Source organism: Wenzhouxiangella sp. XN24, assembly GCF_011064545.1.
Lineage (GTDB): Bacteria > Pseudomonadota > Gammaproteobacteria > Steroidobacterales > XN24 > XN24.
Genome location: NZ_JAAMFG010000030.1, coordinates 80,164 through 97,570, shown reverse-complemented (window position 1 = coordinate 97,570; position 17,407 = coordinate 80,164). Strand labels below are relative to the sequence as shown.

The following is a 17,407-nucleotide window of genomic DNA, read 5'->3' as shown; positions in this document are numbered from 1 at the left end:
TCATGGCCTCCAATTGCCTACGTTGACCCCGAACTCCACCCTGAAGTCCGTGGCGTGGACCTTGGGGATGAGCCTATGGTTCTTCCGGTCGAGCGAGACGATGCCGTAACCCTCGAGCATCTTGAGCGTCCGGGAGAGATTGCTCTTTTTGCGACCCGAGAGCTGCTCCAGCTCGGCAAGGGATTGCGGGTTCTCTGCGGCGATCAGGCGCAGCAGTTCCTGGTTGTCTGGGCTCAGGGCCTCTGCCATGGACCGCAGGGACTCGAACCATACCTTTGGCTCGCTCGAACCGGGCTTGTGCTCTCCGCGGGCGATCGCAACCGTGCGCCGGACGTAGTCGTCGCGCGAGATGATGCCGACATTGATGACGCTGGGCTTCATGGCAGAGAGTTATCATCTAAAGATAACCTCAGCCTATCACTGGTTAGCTGGTGTCCCAAGTATTTGCCTCGGAGTTCCGCAGATATCCGGCGTGCCCGCTTGTTGCGTGATGCGCAACACCCTACACTCGCGGCGTTGAGCCAAACTTCCGGACACGTGGGACTACCACTGATGGCCATGCACAACCCTCCCCACCCCGGCGAGTTTATCTCCGAGGTCTACCTCGCTCCCCACGGGATGAGCGGGAGAGCGCTGGCTGCGCGGCTGGGCGTGGCGCCCTCGACGCTGAGCCGGGTGCTCACCGGTGCCAGCGGGATTAGTCCCGAGATGGCGTTGCGGCTGTCCAAGTGCCTGGGCCGCACGCCTGAGAGCTGGCTGGCCATGCAGTGCGCCCATGACCTGTGGAAGGCGCGCCGGGAGACGGACCTGCGGCAGGTTTCGCGGGTGCGCCGCTAAGCGGCAACCGTGATTCCCGCTGCACGCGAGCGCGATGCCCGACGCACCACGATCTCCACCTCCTGGTCGAGCGACACCAGTGCCTGCATCAGGCGTTCCAGCGAGATGTTCTGCAGCTTGTAGCGCCTGACCTGGGAGATCTTCGGCTGCGTCATGCCGGTGATTCGGGCGGCCTCCGTCTGGCTCAGGCCGCGCCGCTGGATCAGGTCGTTCAGCTTGACCGCGAGCGCGGCCTTCGCCGACAGCTCTTCCGCATCTTCGAACCCGAGGTCTGCAAGCACGTTGTCGGTGCCCTGCGGACGGAATTTGCGTGGCATGAAGGACCCCTTCCAGTACAGCGGCTTTCGTTTCTCGGGCATAAACTATATCCGTTCAGATATAGAACGCAAGGCACGCCGTGTTGCGCTTGTCTCAGCCGAGCTCAGCGATCTGGAACGCGATCACCCGCTTGGCCGCCACGGCGGAATCCCCAGGCTCACCCCCTGAGCCCGCCCGCCCATAAACTGGCAGCGTCCACCCCGGACTGACTCCGAGAGGACTCCCATGCTGACGACCAAGATCCAGGCCGCGTTCGCCTACGCGGCCGACGCCCACGCCGGCCACTGCCGCAAGGGCACGCAGATTCCCTATCTCTCACACCTGATGGGCGTGGCCAGCCTCGTCATGGAGGCGGCGGCCGACGGCGACGGCGAGATCCCCGAGGACTTCGAGGACCTGGTCATCGCCGGCCTGCTGCACGACGTGGTCGAGGACTGCGGCGGTCCGCCACGACTCCGCGACGTGCGGGCGCGCTTCGGCGACCGTGTCGGCGACATCGTCGAGCACTGCACCGACGCGATGCCGGAGCCGGGCGAGCAGAAGGCGCCCTGGGCCGAGCGCAAGCAGGCCTATCTCGCGACGCTCGAGCACAAGGACGACTATCGCGCGCTGCTGGTCACCGCCGCCGACAAGCTGCACAACACCCGCGCGATCCTCACCGACCTCAGGACCTGCCAGCGCGACGGCCGGCCGCAGGCGGAGTTCTGGCTCCGCTTCGTGGCCGACAAGCCGGATGCGGATCTCGAGCGCCGCGTGCCGGAGATCCTCTGGTAATACCAGTCGCTGGCGGACGTGATTTCGCGCAAGGCGGCGGACGAGGCGCGTGAGGTGAGGCAGCGGCGCCTCGCTAGACTAGCGGGCGAGTTGGAGAGTGCTACGGAGGACATCGTAGGAGTTGCGGGAAGCGAATTGTGAGCTTCGGGCATAGGCGTAGTGAGGCAGTACGTATTGAGTCCAAGGCCGTTATTGGGCTAGAAAGCCCAAGAAGGACCCAAGCCCGCCTATGGGTGGGCTAAGCACTCACCGGTCCGCTAAGAAGACCAAGCCGTTGTTTGCTAAGTGTATGAGCCGAGGCCTGATTCCGAAGGTCGTGCGCTGCTGACCCGGGGGAGTCGCAACCGGGGCCCGCGACTCTTCCGCCGGAGCGCTGTACGTTTGCATCGCCCGAATGATGGGTGTCGAGTGATAAATCGTCGAATAATGTGAAAGAAGATTCCCTTGCTGAGGAACTCAAATTACGCCCGGAGCGATTGTCCGGGTCAGTAAAGTCGTTGCGATGATCAATTTGGAGGCGGGATGGACCTCGACAAAACGAAGTCAAATGCAGGCATTCACAAAAATTTTCTAATCGAGCGCTTCGGCGAGCGAGAAAGGCACATCCTGAGAAGGCTATCCGGGTGGTGGTACCTTACGAACAGCGGGGAGGAGGTAGTACTGGGGGCGAATGCCAGAATGAATTTTTTCTTGATGAAGCCCACGACCTCATTCGCCGAAGGCTTCAATCTGGACCGAGAAATAATTTGTGTTTTTTCTGATTATGAGAATTTCGAACCAAGAACCTTGGACGCAATGGATAGTGCGGCTCGGACATATCAGAACTTACGGGTGGAATCGATTTGCCGAATAGTTGTGAGTGGTGATCCGGACGTCGAGGAGAAGATTAAGGACCTTCTTAAAAATGACCCCGAAAGCCCTATTGTTATCCCGTTTACTTACGACGAACTTGATGGATGCGATGAAGATTTCATAAAGAACAGATTCCGGAAGTTTTTCTACACTCGCGATCTTTTCGGCTTCCTATCCCCTCTGAAGAAAGACCTCTACTTTTTTGGTCGTTCCGATTTAATCCTGGAACAAATAAATCGCCACGCCAGCGGCGAGCACTCCGGTCTGTTTGGCTTAAGGAAGAGTGGAAAGACATCAGTTATTTATGCCATCGAGCGGCGATTGAAGTCTATAGGCTCCTATTTCGTCTCTTTGGACTGCGAAAGTCCATCCGTGCACCAGTTGCGGTGGAATGAACTACTGCATCGGGTTGCTTTGCTGTATCACCGAGCTAGGGAGTCCAAGATCAAGGCTCCTAGCGTGGAACAGTACGACGAGAAGAACTGCGCAGATCAATTCTGGAAGGATATGCATAGGATCTACGAATCGAAAAAGTCGTCGTCCACGATGTTTATTTTTGACGAAATTGAGCGTATCTCGCCCGGTACGGGCTCATCAGTTCACTGGCGCGATGGGGATGACTTTGTATACTTCTGGCAAACGATGCGTGCGTTTTATCAGCGGAATCCACAAGTATTTACATACTTGCTCGTCGGCACAAATCCAAAATGCGTTGAAAGCCCAGTTCTTAATGGCCACGAGAACCCCCTTTTTGCATCAGTCCCCGACTCTTATGTGCCTCCGTTTGACGTGTCGAAAGTTCGCGAGATGGTTCGTAAACTCGGTCGATACATGGGACTCAAGTTTGACGAACAGATTTATACGGCACTTTGCGACGATTTTGGCGGTCACCCATTCCTTATCCGTCAGTTCTGTAGCGAATTGAATCGCCAATGTAGGGGTGACAGGCCGATCACTGTAAGAAAGCCTCTCTATCTTGCGGTTAAGAAGGATGCGCAAATTAAGATCGCGGAATATCTTGAGATGATTTTGGCGGTCTTGCGCGACAATTTCGCGGATGAATATGACTTATTGCGAATATTGGCGGCCGATGATTTCGAAGGCTTCAATGAATTTGCTAACAATAATCCGAGTGCGGTAAGGCATTTGATTGGCTATGGAGTGATACTGAAAGATCAAAGTCGCTACGCCTTTAACATCGAGTCGATCAAAGCGCATGTCTCGAATAAGCATAAGTATGACCGGGTCAACCTCTCCTTAGAGGATATGCGTACCGAGATTTCAGTGCGTCGTAACGATCTCGAAACAAGCTTGCGGGACTTGGCTTACAAAGTTTTTGTTTTGAGTCTGGGCAAGTCGAAAGTAAAGGATGCGGTGCTTTCTTCGATACCCAGTTCGCGTAGGGAGAAGTTATCAGGCTATACCGCCGAGGCGTTATTGGATGCGGAACATAGTCCTCTGTTTCTTTTAGACATCATCGAATTAATTAATAGAAATTGGGAGATGTTTGAGAAGGTTTTCGAAGGGAGAAAGGACAAGGTTATGAATGCTCTGCGAGATATTAACGAAAGTGGTCGCCCGGATTGCCATGCAAAGGGTGTAACCAGCGACGACTTTACACAATTGCGACTCCATTTTCGTTTCCTCGAGAGTCAATTATCGGGATGGTAATCGAAGGAGGGCTAATTCAGCAGAGTCTGGTGATGTCAGAGGCGATTTTTATCGGCAACTGATTTCGGAAGAGGCGGAAATGCTGCGGGAATCTCAGCTTTTACCTCTTAGTAGCACGAATAGTGCGGCTTGGGTTTGGTAGTGGGAACTGGAATGAGTAGAGCGTTAGTCGTTCTGTCCGGCGGGCAGGATTCAACCACCTGCCTCTATTGGGCCATCGACCGCTGGGGTCGTGAGAACGTTCAGACATTGACGTTCGACTATGGCCAGAGGCATCGGACCGAACTTGAAGCCGCGCGCGACGTGGCGCAGTTCTCTGGCGTCCCGAACACGGTGCTTCCCATCGATACGTTGCGGGCGCTTGGTGGCAGTGCGCTGACGGCAGACGAGATCGCAGTCCGTTCGGAGCTCAACCCGGAAAACAATCTGCCGAACACGTTTGTGCCTGGTAGAAACCTGATTTTCCTGACCTACGCCGCCGCGTTTGCTTACCAAAGGGGTATCCATCACCTAGTGACGGGTGTTGCTCAGACCGACTACAGCGGTTATCCGGACTGTCGCGAAGAGACGATCAAGGCTCTCGAGAAGGCCGTTGGGCTTGGGATGGAGTACGAGATCTCCATCCATACACCGCTAATGCATCTGTCCAAGGCTGACACTGTAAGAATGGTTTCCGAGTTAGGTGGCCTGGAGGCAATGGCCCTGACGCACACATGTTATAACGGGCAGCGTCCTCCTTGCGGGACCTGCCCAGCCTGTGTCATCCGTGCCCGAGGATTCGAAGAAGCTGGGATGCCTGACCCATTGATTCAGAGATTCGCCCAGTGAACGAGCAGCTGTTCATTCTCGCGGCTGCGCCTTTTGAAGCCGCCCGCCACGTGGATGTCCTACCCGAGGGTCATCGCTCCCGCCGCTTGCATGGCCATAGTTTCGTGGCTCGGCTTCGGGCGGCGTTGCCTGAGAACTGGGTGGACTTCCCCGGCGATGAGGCGTCATTTCTTGAGAGGCAACTCGCCGAGTGCGTTGGACACCTGGACTACAGGCTATTGAACGAGATCATCAATGTTCCAACGGATGAGAATATCGCTCGCTGGGTTAGATCGCGCGTTCGGGACGTCCCTGGCATTGATTTGGTGGGTGTCCAGAGTACATCCAACGAAGGTGCCGATCTGGATGAGCTTAATCGGGCTCATATCTGGCGGCGCTTCCGGTTTGAGGCTGCACATCAACTCCCGAACGTCCCGGAAGGGCATCAGTGTGGACGGATGCATGGTCATGGGTTCGAGGTAATCCTGCACGCCAACCAGTCACTTGGCGTGCGAGATATGGGGATCGATTTCGATCAGCTTGAGGCGAAGTGGGCGCCGTTGCACGCTCAGCTCCACCTCGCATGCCTCAATGATATTCCAGGCCTCGAAAATCCGACCAGCGAGCACATCGCTCGTTGGATCTGGGACAAGCTAAAGTCGGATATGCCGGAGCTTTCATGGGTCACTGTCTACGAGACCGTGACAGCGGGTTGCCACTACGACGGACAGCACTATCGAATTTGGAAAGAGCGACGCTTCGAAGCGGCGACACGGCTAAGTCATGCTCCAGAGGGGGATCCGAGGAGATCGCTGCATGGCCACAGTTATATCGTGCGACTGCATCTGACAGCGCCACTGGACGAGCTTTTGGGTTGGACCGTGGACTACGGCGACGTCAAGAGCTTATTCAAACCAGCCTACGATCAGCTCGATCACTTTCGCCTTGATGAAATTGCCGGAATGGAAAGTGGCAACACCCCATCTGTACTTCGTTGGATTCGGAGTCAAATGGCCGAGACTTTGCCGCAATTGGACCGGATCGATCTTTACGAGAGCCCAGGATGCGGTGGTTTTCTGCAATGGGGTGAGAACGGACCGGCGCTGCCGGCGGACCTTCGCTAATGGCTTACTCCGTAAAAGAGATCTATTACACGCTGCAGGGGGAGGGCGCCCAGGCGGGACGTCCAGCCGTGTTCCTGCGCTTTGCCGGTTGCAACCTTTGGAGTGGGCGAGAGCAAGATCGTCACAAAGGACCGGGGGGGTGCTCTAGATGGTGTGACACGGACTTCGTGGGCACTGATGGGCCTGGTGGCGGCAAGTTCGCTACTGCAGAAGAGTTAGCTAAGGCTGTAGCGCGACACTGGCCTGATTTGGATCAGGGCAAGCCGTATGTGGTTTGTACCGGGGGTGAACCCTTGCTTCAGTTAGATGCGGCGGCAATAGAAGCGTTACATGAAGCGGGGTTTGAGGTTGGTGTTGAAACCAATGGGACGATTCTCGCTCCTCCTGGCCTCGACTGGATATGTGTGAGCCCTAAGCCGGGGCCAGAGCTTCTGCAGCAGACGGGGAATGAGTTGAAGCTCGTATTCCCGCAAGAGCAACTCGAGGCGCAACCAGCCCAATTTGAAAAATTGGGGTTCGACCATTTGTTTCTGCAGCCCTTAGATGGCCCCGATGCCGTTTTAAATACAAAAAGGGCTGCCGCATACTGCATGTCAAATCCTAAGTGGCGTCTGTCACTCCAGATCCACAAGTTAATAGGTATGCCGTAATGCTCTTCTTGGGCCGCAGTACACGGAAACCGCGCCATATGGTTGCATTTTTCTCCGGATGGCTACCTGGGCCTTTCATGCATTTTCCCAGCGATATAAGGTCGACCACTGCCGCAGAATCTACCGGCCGGATCGCGCACGACGCCCACCGATGTGGAATGCGTATTTATTCACGACATGAAGCCTTGATTAAGAGTCTTGGTTCCACTCGGCTGAGCCAAGTCACCGGACTCCTATCTCAGATGACGCCTATTGGTCACCTATCTTGTTTCAGTTCGCTGCATTTTTATCGGCAGCTTGTTCTTTCAACCGATAGCATGGGCTGACTCTAGCTCCCGACGCAATGGGATGGTTCCGACGATGAGCACGGACGAGGTACACGAATTTATTTTGCGCGGCGAGGGCCAGGAACTTGAGTTCAAGTCGTCTATGCGATTTGACTTTGCTACTCAACAGGTCAATCGAGATCTGGCCAAGGTCGTTCCGAAGACACTGGCTGCTTTCTTTAATTCAAGTGGCGGAACCCTGCTTATCGGCGTAGACGACAATGGTGATGTAGTGGGTATTGGCGCCGACATCAACACCCTTTCAAGGAAGACTGCAGACTATTACGAGTTGACAATTAGGAACTGTATAGGAAAGCACCTGGGGGTGACCCAGTCAGCAGCGACTTCGATTGAGTTTGTGCCGTCACACGGGCAATTGGTGGCAAGAATTGATTGCAGCCCTAGTCGAGATCCAGTTTATTTTCAGGATGGAGAGAAACGAGAGTTTTATATTCGCGATGGCAATGCTAGCAGACCGCTGAATGTGAAGGAGTCGCACAGCTATATTCAGCATAGATTTCGGTCGGAGATCAGGATTCCAGAGCCAGATGTACAAAGGATTGCTGAAGCAGTGGTGCTTCGCCTTTCGGGTGCCGCACCCGATGACCAAGAGCCAGGAATGCCTGTGCGTGGTGATTCGCCGTCGGTCGGCACAGCCAACAGTGCGATTCTCCAATCGCGGCTGCAGGAGTTATCAGCAGAGCTTGGGATTCTCTCAAAGGCGATCAAAACGGAGTCGGCGGGTAGCACAGCGCTAGAAAGGCCCGAGTCTGCACATCCCGCTTGGCTCAAGGTCGCCACAGTTCGTGTTATAGACACGTTTCTCAAACAGTTGGCAGACGCCGTAGGGTGGAAGCGGATCTTTCTGGTGAGCCCGTGGATTTCCGAAGTCACGTCATCCAGAACACTATCGTTCAGCGCCTTGCTGCAGCGAATCAACGAAGACAAGGCTACGGTATATGTTGTCACTCGGCCGCCAAACTTGGACTGGCACAAGAGGGCTGTTTCGATGCTTGCTGATACTGGTAGAGCCAATATTGTGTACGTTGAGAATATGCACGCGAAGCTCTACACCGCGTTGACAAATACTGGGAGGTTCGCGCTCCTTGGTTCTGCAAATTTTACTGAGCGGTCTTTGGAGGCCGAAGAGATAGGTGTATTAGTGAACGCCTTTATGCAGGGGAAGCAGGTCATTTCTCGGTTAGACCGTGAAGCCGAGAGGATCTACCGAACTCCAGGAAGAACTCTTGCCTACAAAGCAAAATTCGACGTCGCTGGCTAGTGGAGAAAGAGTTATGGAAACGATGCAAGCATGGTTCGGCCTCAAGGATGAACACAATGACTTTGCGATTGAGACTGACGCTGACGCAAGGCTTTTCTTTGCTCGTCATGAACTCAACAGACAGTTGATGGGCCTGTTAAGAAGGTCTTTTCGCACGGGTAACCCACCCAAGATGGTCCTTTATGGTGATTGGGGCGTCGGCAAGACACACACCATGAGGCATCTCGAATATGTCATCGAGACCACCGATGAGTTTCCGGCCCGGGTTGTCTTCAGGGAACTTCCGGACATCACGTCGAAGTCCACCTTTCAGGTCGCGCACGCGGCTTTGTTGGATGCGCTCGGGTTTGAGTTGGCGCGGGATTGGATGAAAAAGTTCATGACGAAGCATCCTGATGACTTCGAGGAAATAATCAAGGAACGTACGCAGTCGGGAGATATCGCGGCAGCCTTCGGGTTGATTTTGGTTGGACGCGGGGATAGCAGTAGATCGGCGTGGGACTGGCTTCGGGGGGTGACGCTTAGTGCCGCGGATGCCAGAAGCGCTGGCCTGGGTCCCGCGCTTAGTCAGTCGAATGAATTTGTTAGGGTACTTCAGTTACTCGGGTTTCTTTGCTCGGAGGCAGAAGACAAGATGCTTGTCTTTATGCTTGATGAGGCTACGAAGCTTGATGCGGTGGTCAACCAAGACTCGATTCACCACTGGACCAATGCGCTCAAATTGATAGCCGATCAGCAGACAAAGGAGATCGGCTTCGTAGCTTCCGGGTCATGGATAGACCTAGAGAATATGGCTTATTCGCTTCAAGACCAGCAGGTCGTTTCGAGATTTGGTGAATCTCACTACATCATGCTTCATAGGATGAATGAAGATGAGACGCGGGAGTTCATTAGATCACTGCTGTCTGAATGGGTAGATAGCGATAAGAGAGTTGACTTGATTAATCAGTTTGGCTCCGAAACACAAGGCGAAGAAGTCGATGAGGGCACTTTCCCCTTCACCAATGAAGGCTTAGAGCTTGCTGTTCAGTATGCCTGCCGCACTGGTGGGTCGACGCTTCCCAGAGATATACAACAAACCCTTGATGACTTGTTGAACCGTGCAATAGACGAGCAACGTCGAATTCTGTCCCATGGCTACGTGTCCTCAGTTGTGAACGCCTAAGTTCATGGTTACAAGACAATATAAAATTCGGCCGCAGCTTGATCCAACTCAAAAGGCTATTCACCTCGGTTCAGGTGATTCAAAAGGCGGAGCGCTATGGCTTGGAACTCTCGCGGAAGCCACTACTGGCAGTCAGCCGAAGGTCTGGCTCGCCACTGCGAAGGAGCAAGTGGTTGCAGTGGTTGGGAAGCGTGGTAGTGGAAAGTCCTTCACATTGGGCGTGATAGCGGAAGGCTTAGGAGTAATGGAGGGCGCTGTACTCGGACGTCAGGATGCGCCCCGCGCCGTTCTCCTTTTTGATCCGCTGGATGTTTATTGGACAACGCGGTACTCAGTACAGCCTACCGGCAACAAGGAAGTTTCGCGTCATTACCAGATGGCTAAGTCAGCTGATCTGCTCGGGCTGGGATTCAATGTAGAGGCGTGGGTTCCGGGTAGCCAGAACCGCCGCCAGGCAGATCCCGATTGGTTCAAAACCCTCCAGTTACCTGTTTCAGCGATGGGACTTGAAGAATGGGAACTCCTGCTTGACGTAAACATTATGACTCAACCGATTGGGCAAGCGCTTGCCGACGCTTTGGTTTTCACGCGAGATAGAGGATTCACAAGCGAGGGGGAAGTGACTGATCCAAGGACCGATTTTGATCTGCTCCACCTTTCACGGGCCGCCCGGTCGGAGGAATTAGCTGGGATCTACCACCCTGAAACGATCCGAGCACTCTCGCAACGCCTCGGAGCTTTGCATTCGACAGGGCTCTTTTCGGCAGAGGGCACCAGGATACGTGAACTGCTGGCACCAGGACGCGTAACAATAGTGATGTTGGGACGCCTGCCTGAGGGATACCGAGCTGCGGTAGTTGCTGTCCTCACTCGTATGTTGATATCGGTTCGCAACGACACGTCGTTTGCTGAGAAAAGGCTGGTTCTTGACTCTACGTTGGACGACACTACTCGCGCCGCATTAACCAGTGTTGTGGAATCAGGCATCCCTAAGACAGTCGTGATGTTAGACGAAGCGCAGTCGTTTCTCGCGCCTGGGCCAAGTAATTCTGCAAGAGATCTATTTATTCGCTTGGTTAAGGAGGGGCGCAACATGGGCCTGTCTGCCGTATTAGCCACTCAGCAGCCATCCGCCTTAGACCAGCGAGTCCTGAGCCAAGTCGAGACCTTTGTGGCCCATCAACTGGTAACGGAGCCGGATATCCGAGCGGTAAAGGACAATCTGAAATCCAGCCTACCTGACTCAATCAGCTCCGGTGCCAATAAGCTGAGCCTGTCTGATCTACTTCGTCAGCTGCCTCCAGGGTATTGTCTTGTTTCGGCTGCCGACATGGATACTACCGTCCGCAGAGCACTTGTTGTGAACGTTAGGCCCCGTGCGACGGTGCATGGTGGAATCGAGCTCTAGCCTCATTCGATAATGCATGAGCCGTTCCTAACATACCTAACCATCTTCCGCTCGAGACTGGGTTCCGTAAATCTGGTTCTTGATAGGTGTACGCTTGCAAATCAGCGGGAACAGACGCTGATCTCCAGGTTGAAAGACGACTTGGACAGTTCGAGGTCACTTGACGTTGAAGATGGCAGCAATGACGGTACGTTTCGTTATTTGGTTCAAAAGGGACTTATAGGCGAGCGCCCGCGAGTTGAAGGGCGCTATCGTGGATACGGGCTGAAGAAGTCGTGTGACCGCTGGGTAGCGTTAGACAGACATGGAAAAGAGATAGGCTCCCTTCCCGTCCATGAGACGGATATCTGGATGTCTGATCCGGCGGTCCCTTCTACAGTAGGTGTTCCGACGCCCGAGGTCGCGACTGAGATCCTCGGTCTTGCGCGGCAACTTCGTTTGCTTACGAAGCCGACGAATGCGCTATCTAGCGCCGGATACCTAGTTCAGTCGCTGCGCCAGTTATCGGTCATCGAAGGACTAACAGAACGAAATCCTTTCATTATAGGGATAGAGCGAGTCGCACTCCTTAGGCAGCTCCTTGAGACCGACGGTCCAGTGACGCGCGAACTCCTGCGGTGCATTGTTGAGCTTGGGCAGACTGTCTCTCGTGATCAAGTTGCCGATCAGTATCCCGTTATAGTCAGGCGTGCGCTGGAAGAAATCGGCAGCCGGATTCCGCGCGCAATACTGGCAGAGGCCATTAAGCATAGAAAGCTGATTGAAAGAACTGCCGCTAAGGCAAGCACGTCACGCCGTGCCCCTGGCGTTTTGGAACACAGAGTATCGCCAAGGTTAGAGTGGCTTGTTGATTTGGGTTACTTAAGTAAAGACGGTATACGAAAGAATACCTTTGAATACCGAGTCATGCCCGAGGCTGTGCAGTTGCTCTCTGATTTGGACGCAAGATTCGGCGAGAAGGAGATGGAATCTTCTGTGGCGAGCGGTCAATGGCGTAGCAATCCTAGCTGGAACCATTTTCGCGAGCGGATTGGTCCAATGCCCTTCCCAGAGTCCCTTTTGAAAGCCTATAAACTTCTGAGGCGTCGAGTTGGCCCGAGTTCGCTAAGAGATGTCACCTTATTGACGGCATTGCTCTCTGAGCACGATGTATCGTTTGGCGAAGTTCATAAAGACATTATCGACTACGCAGCTAAAGCTCCCGGTGTATCCCTTTCTGGTGGTCGATACAGCCGTGATCCTCAGAATATCCACATTGCAGAAACAGAATTAGGATTGACCCAGTAATTCAATGGATAAGGAAGCCCCGCGAGTCGTGAGAGTGAACGCTTTGCGGATCGAGCAACGGAAGGATGTGCCGTTGGTCGTCTTCGGGGTCAACGGGCGAATGATTCACCAGTTCGCATCTGTCCATTTTGCGCAGAGGGTCGAAGACGGTGAGCTTGCAGGATATCAAAGGGAGCGAGTCTCGCGACATATAGCCGCCATCCATGCGTACTTGCAGCAGGAGGGCGCACTCCTGCCAAACGCTATCGTAATTGCTTTCAATAAGACCGTTGCCTTTACTCCACTCTCGAACCAATTACGAAGTGAATGGGGAACCTTCGGCACCCTGTCGATTCCACTGTCGGGTCCGCGCGAGACAAAGCCAGGGTTCATCGTCGATGGACAACAACGGGTCGCCGCCCTATCTGAATTAGAACCATCTCGACCGTTTCCTGTCGTGGTAGTTGGGTTTTGTTCGGATGCGCCCAGCGTTCAGAGAGAACAGTTTGTGCTGGTAAACAGAACTAAGCCGCTGCCTAAGGATCTGTTGAACGAGTTATTGCCGCACATAGACGCTCACCTTCCCGATAACCTGCGTCTACGTCGGGTTGCCGCCGCAATCCTTGAGGTTCTTAGGTTCGATAAAAATTCCCCCTTTTGTGGACGGATTAGAGGGCTTGGATCCATCGGCGACGGGTGCAACATCAGCCAGGCGGCAATCGTGGGTCTCATTGAGAGAAGCATAAAGCACGGCGGCGTGTTGGCCACCTGTTCAGGCAACTCCTATGAAGATACAGATATTGAGGGGGCTGCAAATGTTGTCAGCACTTTTTTTCAAGGTGTATCTAGTGTTTGGCCCGAAGCATGGTTGGGAAGTCCCCGTAATAGCCGTCTGGTGCACGGGGCGGGTATCTATGCCATGGGGTGCCTGATGGATCGGGTTATGCGAGATGTCAACCTCACAAGCGAGCGTTCCGTAGAGTCAGTAAAAGGCCGACTTCTCATCGTGCAACGTCGGTGCGCATGGACAAGTGGGCAATGGCCCAGACTAAATTGTGCATGGAACGAGATACAGAACACGAGTCAGGACAAGCGGCGGTTGGCGGCTTACCTTGTCTCCGAATACGACAAGTTGGCGCGTTAGTAAAGCAAAGGGTGTTCCAAATAGGACCAGTACTTTTGCCTTGGAAGAAATGATTGCCATTGGCCGGAATGCCACATGCTTAACATGCCCTCGGTTTACCTTGATCCATCTCAAGGTGGATCAAGGACTTATTTCGGACTGGCCTTCTTGGCGGTCGTCGAGACCAAAATGCCAATTAGGTGGTCTGCGAGTTGGATCCAGTCACGAGCAACATTTTGCAGCGAGTCCCAGGGCCTCGTGTCCCCGATTCCAAACTCCCATGACCCTGAAGACCATCGAGTTCTTCCGACCAGGGGGTACAACCCGGTGGAAAAATCGCTCTGTTCGAAGGCTTGATTCTTCGAGTGTAGAAATTCCGCAACATAACCGAGGCTTACTACTCCGACCCCGTGTACCAGTCGTGATGTTCTCGGGGTCTTTTCACGCCAATCGTCTTTGAAGGCTTCCTTGACAGCGCCATAAAAATTGCTGAGAAGTTGAAAGGGTTTGTCTAGGGAATTGTCGTTCGCGGCGAGATGACGCAACGCGCCGTCGTTCAATGACGACATTGCTACACGTTGTATTGCTGTATCGCGAATTACGCCGGCGGGATTCGTGTGCATCCGAATTTCGTGGAACAGACTTGATGACTCATCGAAGTTGAGGCGTTCCACGATTTGGGCGGCTTTTGTCCTTACCGAAAGGCGCGAGGGCATCTGCCCAGAAGTGGGTAGGAGTTCGTAAATTAGGGACTTTGAAAGAGGGCGCGCATTGTTTATGAGGATAAACTGACGCTTTAGTTCTTCCAGGTCCTCGCACATGAACCCGGCAACGAGAACCTCGAATCTCTTTCCTTTTAGAGAGTTGAGCGCAGCAAGTCGTTGCTGTCCATCTACCACGTAAGCGTATGTGTTTGAGTTGCAGTCAATGGTCAGTTTGCCAGTACGATTGCCCAAGGCTGAAAGTGCCGCGTTTCCAGGAAAGGCGATAACGACTGCGTTGGGCAAGATGGCGTCGGGTTCAGTTAGATAGTCTCGGATCTCCGCGATGTGTTTTGCTACGTGAGGCCTTTGAAAACCCTTTAATTGGCCACTCGCAGTCCGGCCTATTCTCTCCACCGTCGCGAATTGCAAAATCTCGTCTACCGATGCGCAAAATGTGAAGATATCGCGACCTGTGGCCTGGTGCGGGATAAGGCATTGATATGTAAAAGACTTCATTCAAGGGGTCCCAGCCGAATGCAGCGTTCGAACATGGTTATAGAACACATGAAGATTATGTATACCGCGACGCTTGTTTCTGTTACTCGCCCGGAAGATGACAACCTCGATCCCGGCATGCCTGCAAATCTCGCACCCGCATGACTCCCATGGGCGTTTCTGCAGCGTGTTTTCATACTCAATTTTTAGTTTCTGCAGTTTACGATCTTTGGTGGACCGATCCGTGCAATCTGACTCAAGCAATTTGCTGTTGTATTCGAGTACCGAATGCAGCGTGTGGGTGAGTCCGTTTCGATGCACTGCGTAACCACGCACGGCCTCCAGGGCATTCAACTCCAGATTCTGTAGGTCTTCTTGCCTAAGACGACCCTCTTGGACCTGCCTCTTTAGCTTAGCGTTCTCCAGTGCCTGTGGTATTCGGATAGCAGAAAAGTACTCTAGATTCCCCGATTCGGTGGGCGCGTAGTAGTTCTTTCGTGAATCCTTGAATGCACGGAGAAGTGGAGATGTTGAGTCAAAGCTTGTAATTCCGTAGCGGACGAACTCATCAATATGGTCAGCCTTCGCAAATCCGAGCAGGTGCATGGCGGCACTTTGCTTTGGTACAGCACTTCTAATTGCATCTAGCGCCCAATGGATCTGCACCGGTTTCAACGGCACGATTCCACCGACTGCCATGTACGTATAGCCCATTTTTTTTAATGCCTTTGCTGCGGCTGCCATGCTTCCCGGTGACCAGCCCTGTATTACTCCTATTGGGGTGAATTCAGAAGGCATGTGTTTGCTTGCGCGTAGAAACTCGTCGGCTAGCGCCAAGGTCATATCGAATCTGGTCCGAGCCGTATGCGAACCTCCTTCCATATCGCGATGACGGCCATCGAACTCGAAAATTACATGGTCCACGGAGAAGCCATGGGTGAAGCCCCCGTCGTGATAGAAAGCCAGCGTGTCATCGACGGTGTACGGTGGCCGCTCCTCCTTGTGATAAGAAAAGGCGCCGCAGTCTCCAAAAAGCAGCATTTCGCGGAACTTCTGATCTTCTAACCGTAGAAATCGTCTTGCGCCTTCGCGTCGGAATCGCATTCGCTGATCGAGTGTATATTTGCCTGGAATTTTGTCCCCTACGATTGCACGAGACACCAATAGGCCGTCATACGGGGGGCTGCTCAGGATTTCGTGGGGATACTGGTCGTCCCAATAGGGCTGACGCCCTGGCGTATGGGTGTCCTTAAGAAAATCGTAGCCTGGATCGACTACATCAAGGCTATCGGCGTAGATGAATTTCACGCGCGCTCGCTTCGGGTAGCCTCATAGTCCAAGCGTATGAGTTCTCCCGCGAGTTCCTTAACGTGGCCGCGCGTGTTTTGAACTTGGTTCCAGCGAAGGCCAAGGTCTTCCCAGGTTCCCGAAGTCCAACAACACGCAGGGGCAATCCGGGAGAGCGATTCACTAATGACTGATGCAGGATCTCGTGCCCCATAGGTCCGAGGCATGATGTGATCCATGAGCGTCCCCATGGCCTTAATGCCGGCTCCATGCATCAAACGACTTCTTGTCGGTGATTTACCCCAGGCGTCAGCGAATACAGACTCAACAGCTGTCCAGTAAAGCACTAGCGCAGAAAACATCCCTTCCACGTCAGCGGGCTGGTCTCCCCTGGCCTTGTACTGCGAGAGAGCGCCCAACGGATTGCTGATGCTCGCGCGGACGGTCTCGATCAGAGCACTATCACTCACTATCGCCGTCTTTGATTTCGGCTCAGATTCGAATCGAACCAACCCTTTGAAGGGGGAGGCGGGGTGGATGTGGAGCAATCGGCAAAGTTCACTAGGTATCTTTCGCGCGGCCAAGTCCCTCGGTAGGTGAATGTCTACCTCGGGAAGTAACTCATTAATGAGCCGGGTAGGGAGTGGTTTGGCTTTGTTCACCAAGATGAACTGCTCGCGCTGTACCTTGAGGTTACCTACGAATCCGATAACCGGCACGGGGACATCTCCATTCGTGCTCTCACTAAGCGCCAGTGAGCGCTGCTGTCCGTCGACGATCCAAGCGATATGCCCTTGGTTGCCTGGCCATGGAATGGTCAAGGTGCCAACTTCCCCGACATTGTGAACGCCCTTTGGGTCACGGCCCCTGGCGCGGCTAAACTTAACTTCAGGACCAAAAGCTAGGAGGATCGCATTCGGGAAAAGGACGCCTCCTTGGTCGAGATAAGCCGTGATCTGGCGAATGTGATTCTTAATAGCCTTCCTCTGGAAGCCTTGGAGAGATTCGGACTCGTCCCTCCCCACTCGGCTAATGTCAGCTATCTTCGTAATTAGGTTGCCAGGCATGAAGAAAGCGAAGAGCTCTCGGCCCTCGCCTTGATACGCTCGCACTGCCCGAATCGCCAAAGGCTTCTTTGTCGCCATGTTCAAGACTCCACTCTTGGGCTTAATCTAGAGCCGCCGCTTTCTTGAAGAGATCCCGGAATCGTCCCTGTTCGCAACTGACATAGAGATTGTCCCGGAGATGCCGAAGCATCCGAGAACTCTGTCCCCCGACAAGCGTAAGGTCCCGCTTGATGATTTCTATGATTGCATCG

General features: G+C 53.9%; 16 protein-coding genes and 2 pseudogenes. 13 read left to right on the top strand and 5 right to left on the bottom strand.

Annotated features, from left to right (window positions below):
* Entirely contained in the window at window positions 1-381 is a 381-nt protein-coding gene (locus G6032_RS06625) for a transcriptional regulator (protein WP_165281352.1), read from the bottom strand.
* Here G6032_RS06625 and G6032_RS15925 point away from each other — a divergent pair.
* Window positions 298-837, top strand: coding sequence for a HigA family addiction module antitoxin (locus tag G6032_RS15925; protein ID WP_346763771.1), 540 nt, complete (start codon window positions 298-300; stop codon window positions 835-837). The genes G6032_RS06625 and G6032_RS15925 overlap by 84 nt on opposite strands.
* On the opposite strand, the gene G6032_RS06615 is transcribed toward G6032_RS15925, so the two are convergent.
* Complete coding sequence (locus G6032_RS06615) at window positions 834-1,154, bottom strand: helix-turn-helix transcriptional regulator (protein WP_165281351.1); 321 nt, start codon at window positions 1,152-1,154, stop codon at window positions 834-836. The two genes, G6032_RS15925 and G6032_RS06615, sit on opposite strands and share 4 nt — an antisense overlap.
* 226 nt (window positions 1,155-1,380) lie before the next feature.
* Between G6032_RS06615 and G6032_RS06610 the strand changes: the two genes are divergently transcribed.
* The 12 genes and pseudogenes from G6032_RS06610 to dbpB (G6032_RS06565) all read left to right on the top strand — a co-directional run bounded on the left by G6032_RS06610 (window position 1,381) and on the right by dbpB (G6032_RS06565) (window position 13,624).
* The gene (locus tag G6032_RS06610; RefSeq protein WP_165281350.1) at window positions 1,381-1,929 is read left to right on the top strand and encodes an HD domain-containing protein; all 549 of its coding nucleotides are present in this window, start codon (window positions 1,381-1,383) and stop codon (window positions 1,927-1,929) included.
* Between the two features lie 522 nt (window positions 1,930-2,451).
* Window positions 2,452-4,452 (top strand): ATP-binding protein, encoded by a 2,001-nt coding sequence (locus G6032_RS06605; RefSeq protein WP_165281349.1) that lies wholly within the window; start codon window positions 2,452-2,454, stop codon window positions 4,450-4,452.
* A gap of 153 nt (window positions 4,453-4,605) precedes the next feature.
* On the top strand, window positions 4,606-5,280 hold the full coding sequence (queC, locus tag G6032_RS06600) for a 7-cyano-7-deazaguanine synthase QueC (RefSeq protein ID WP_165281348.1): 675 nt from the start codon (window positions 4,606-4,608) through the stop codon (window positions 5,278-5,280).
* A pseudogene (locus tag G6032_RS15920) lies at window positions 5,277-5,555 on the top strand (6-carboxytetrahydropterin synthase); the annotation flags it as partial. The gene queC and the pseudogene G6032_RS15920, both read left to right, overlap by 4 nt.
* Window positions 5,556-5,645: 90 nt before the next feature.
* Window positions 5,646-5,990: pseudogene (locus tag G6032_RS15915) on the top strand (6-carboxytetrahydropterin synthase); the annotation flags it as partial.
* 9 nt (window positions 5,991-5,999) lie between these two features.
* Window positions 6,000-6,383, top strand: coding sequence for a 6-carboxytetrahydropterin synthase (locus G6032_RS15910; protein WP_346763776.1), 384 nt, complete (start codon window positions 6,000-6,002; stop codon window positions 6,381-6,383).
* On the top strand, window positions 6,383-7,033 hold the full coding sequence (gene queE, locus G6032_RS06590; RefSeq protein ID WP_165281346.1) for a 7-carboxy-7-deazaguanine synthase: 651 nt from the start codon (window positions 6,383-6,385) through the stop codon (window positions 7,031-7,033). The genes G6032_RS15910 and queE overlap by 1 nt, the downstream gene beginning before the upstream one ends.
* A 360-nt stretch (window positions 7,034-7,393) precedes the next feature.
* On the top strand, window positions 7,394-8,641 hold the full coding sequence (locus tag G6032_RS06585) for an RNA-binding domain-containing protein (protein ID WP_165281345.1): 1,248 nt from the start codon (window positions 7,394-7,396) through the stop codon (window positions 8,639-8,641).
* A gap of 13 nt (window positions 8,642-8,654) precedes the next feature.
* The gene (locus G6032_RS06580) at window positions 8,655-9,806 is read left to right on the top strand and encodes a hypothetical protein (protein WP_165281344.1); all 1,152 of its coding nucleotides are present in this window, start codon (window positions 8,655-8,657) and stop codon (window positions 9,804-9,806) included.
* A gap of 4 nt (window positions 9,807-9,810) precedes the next feature.
* The gene (locus tag G6032_RS06575; protein WP_165281343.1) at window positions 9,811-11,214 is read left to right on the top strand and encodes an ATP-binding protein; all 1,404 of its coding nucleotides are present in this window, start codon (window positions 9,811-9,813) and stop codon (window positions 11,212-11,214) included.
* 129 nt (window positions 11,215-11,343) lie between these two features.
* Entirely contained in the window at window positions 11,344-12,501 is a 1,158-nt protein-coding gene (locus G6032_RS06570) for a hypothetical protein (protein WP_165281342.1), read from the top strand.
* Window positions 12,502-12,505: 4 nt separating this feature from the next.
* Window positions 12,506-13,624, top strand: coding sequence for a DGQHR domain-containing protein DpdB (gene dbpB, locus G6032_RS06565; RefSeq protein WP_276610897.1), 1,119 nt, complete (start codon window positions 12,506-12,508; stop codon window positions 13,622-13,624).
* A gap of 128 nt (window positions 13,625-13,752) precedes the next feature.
* Here dbpB (G6032_RS06565) and dbpB (G6032_RS06560) read toward each other — a convergent pair whose 3' ends face one another.
* The 3 genes from dbpB (G6032_RS06560) to dbpB (G6032_RS06550) are packed head-to-tail and all read right to left on the bottom strand — an operon-like array spanning window position 13,753 to window position 17,234.
* Window positions 13,753-14,823: a DGQHR domain-containing protein DpdB gene (dbpB, locus tag G6032_RS06560; RefSeq protein ID WP_165281340.1), complete on the bottom strand. Its 1,071-nt coding sequence runs from the start codon at window positions 14,821-14,823 to the stop codon at window positions 13,753-13,755.
* A complete protein-coding gene (dpdA, locus tag G6032_RS15670) occupies window positions 14,824-16,110 on the bottom strand; it encodes a tRNA-guanine transglycosylase DpdA (RefSeq protein ID WP_165281339.1) in 1,287 nt (428 codons plus the stop codon).
* The gene (dbpB, locus tag G6032_RS06550) at window positions 16,107-17,234 is read right to left on the bottom strand and encodes a DGQHR domain-containing protein DpdB (protein WP_165281338.1); all 1,128 of its coding nucleotides are present in this window, start codon (window positions 17,232-17,234) and stop codon (window positions 16,107-16,109) included. Before dbpB (G6032_RS06550) ends, dpdA begins: the two co-directional genes overlap by 4 nt.
* Between the last annotated feature and the right edge of the window lie 173 nt (window positions 17,235-17,407).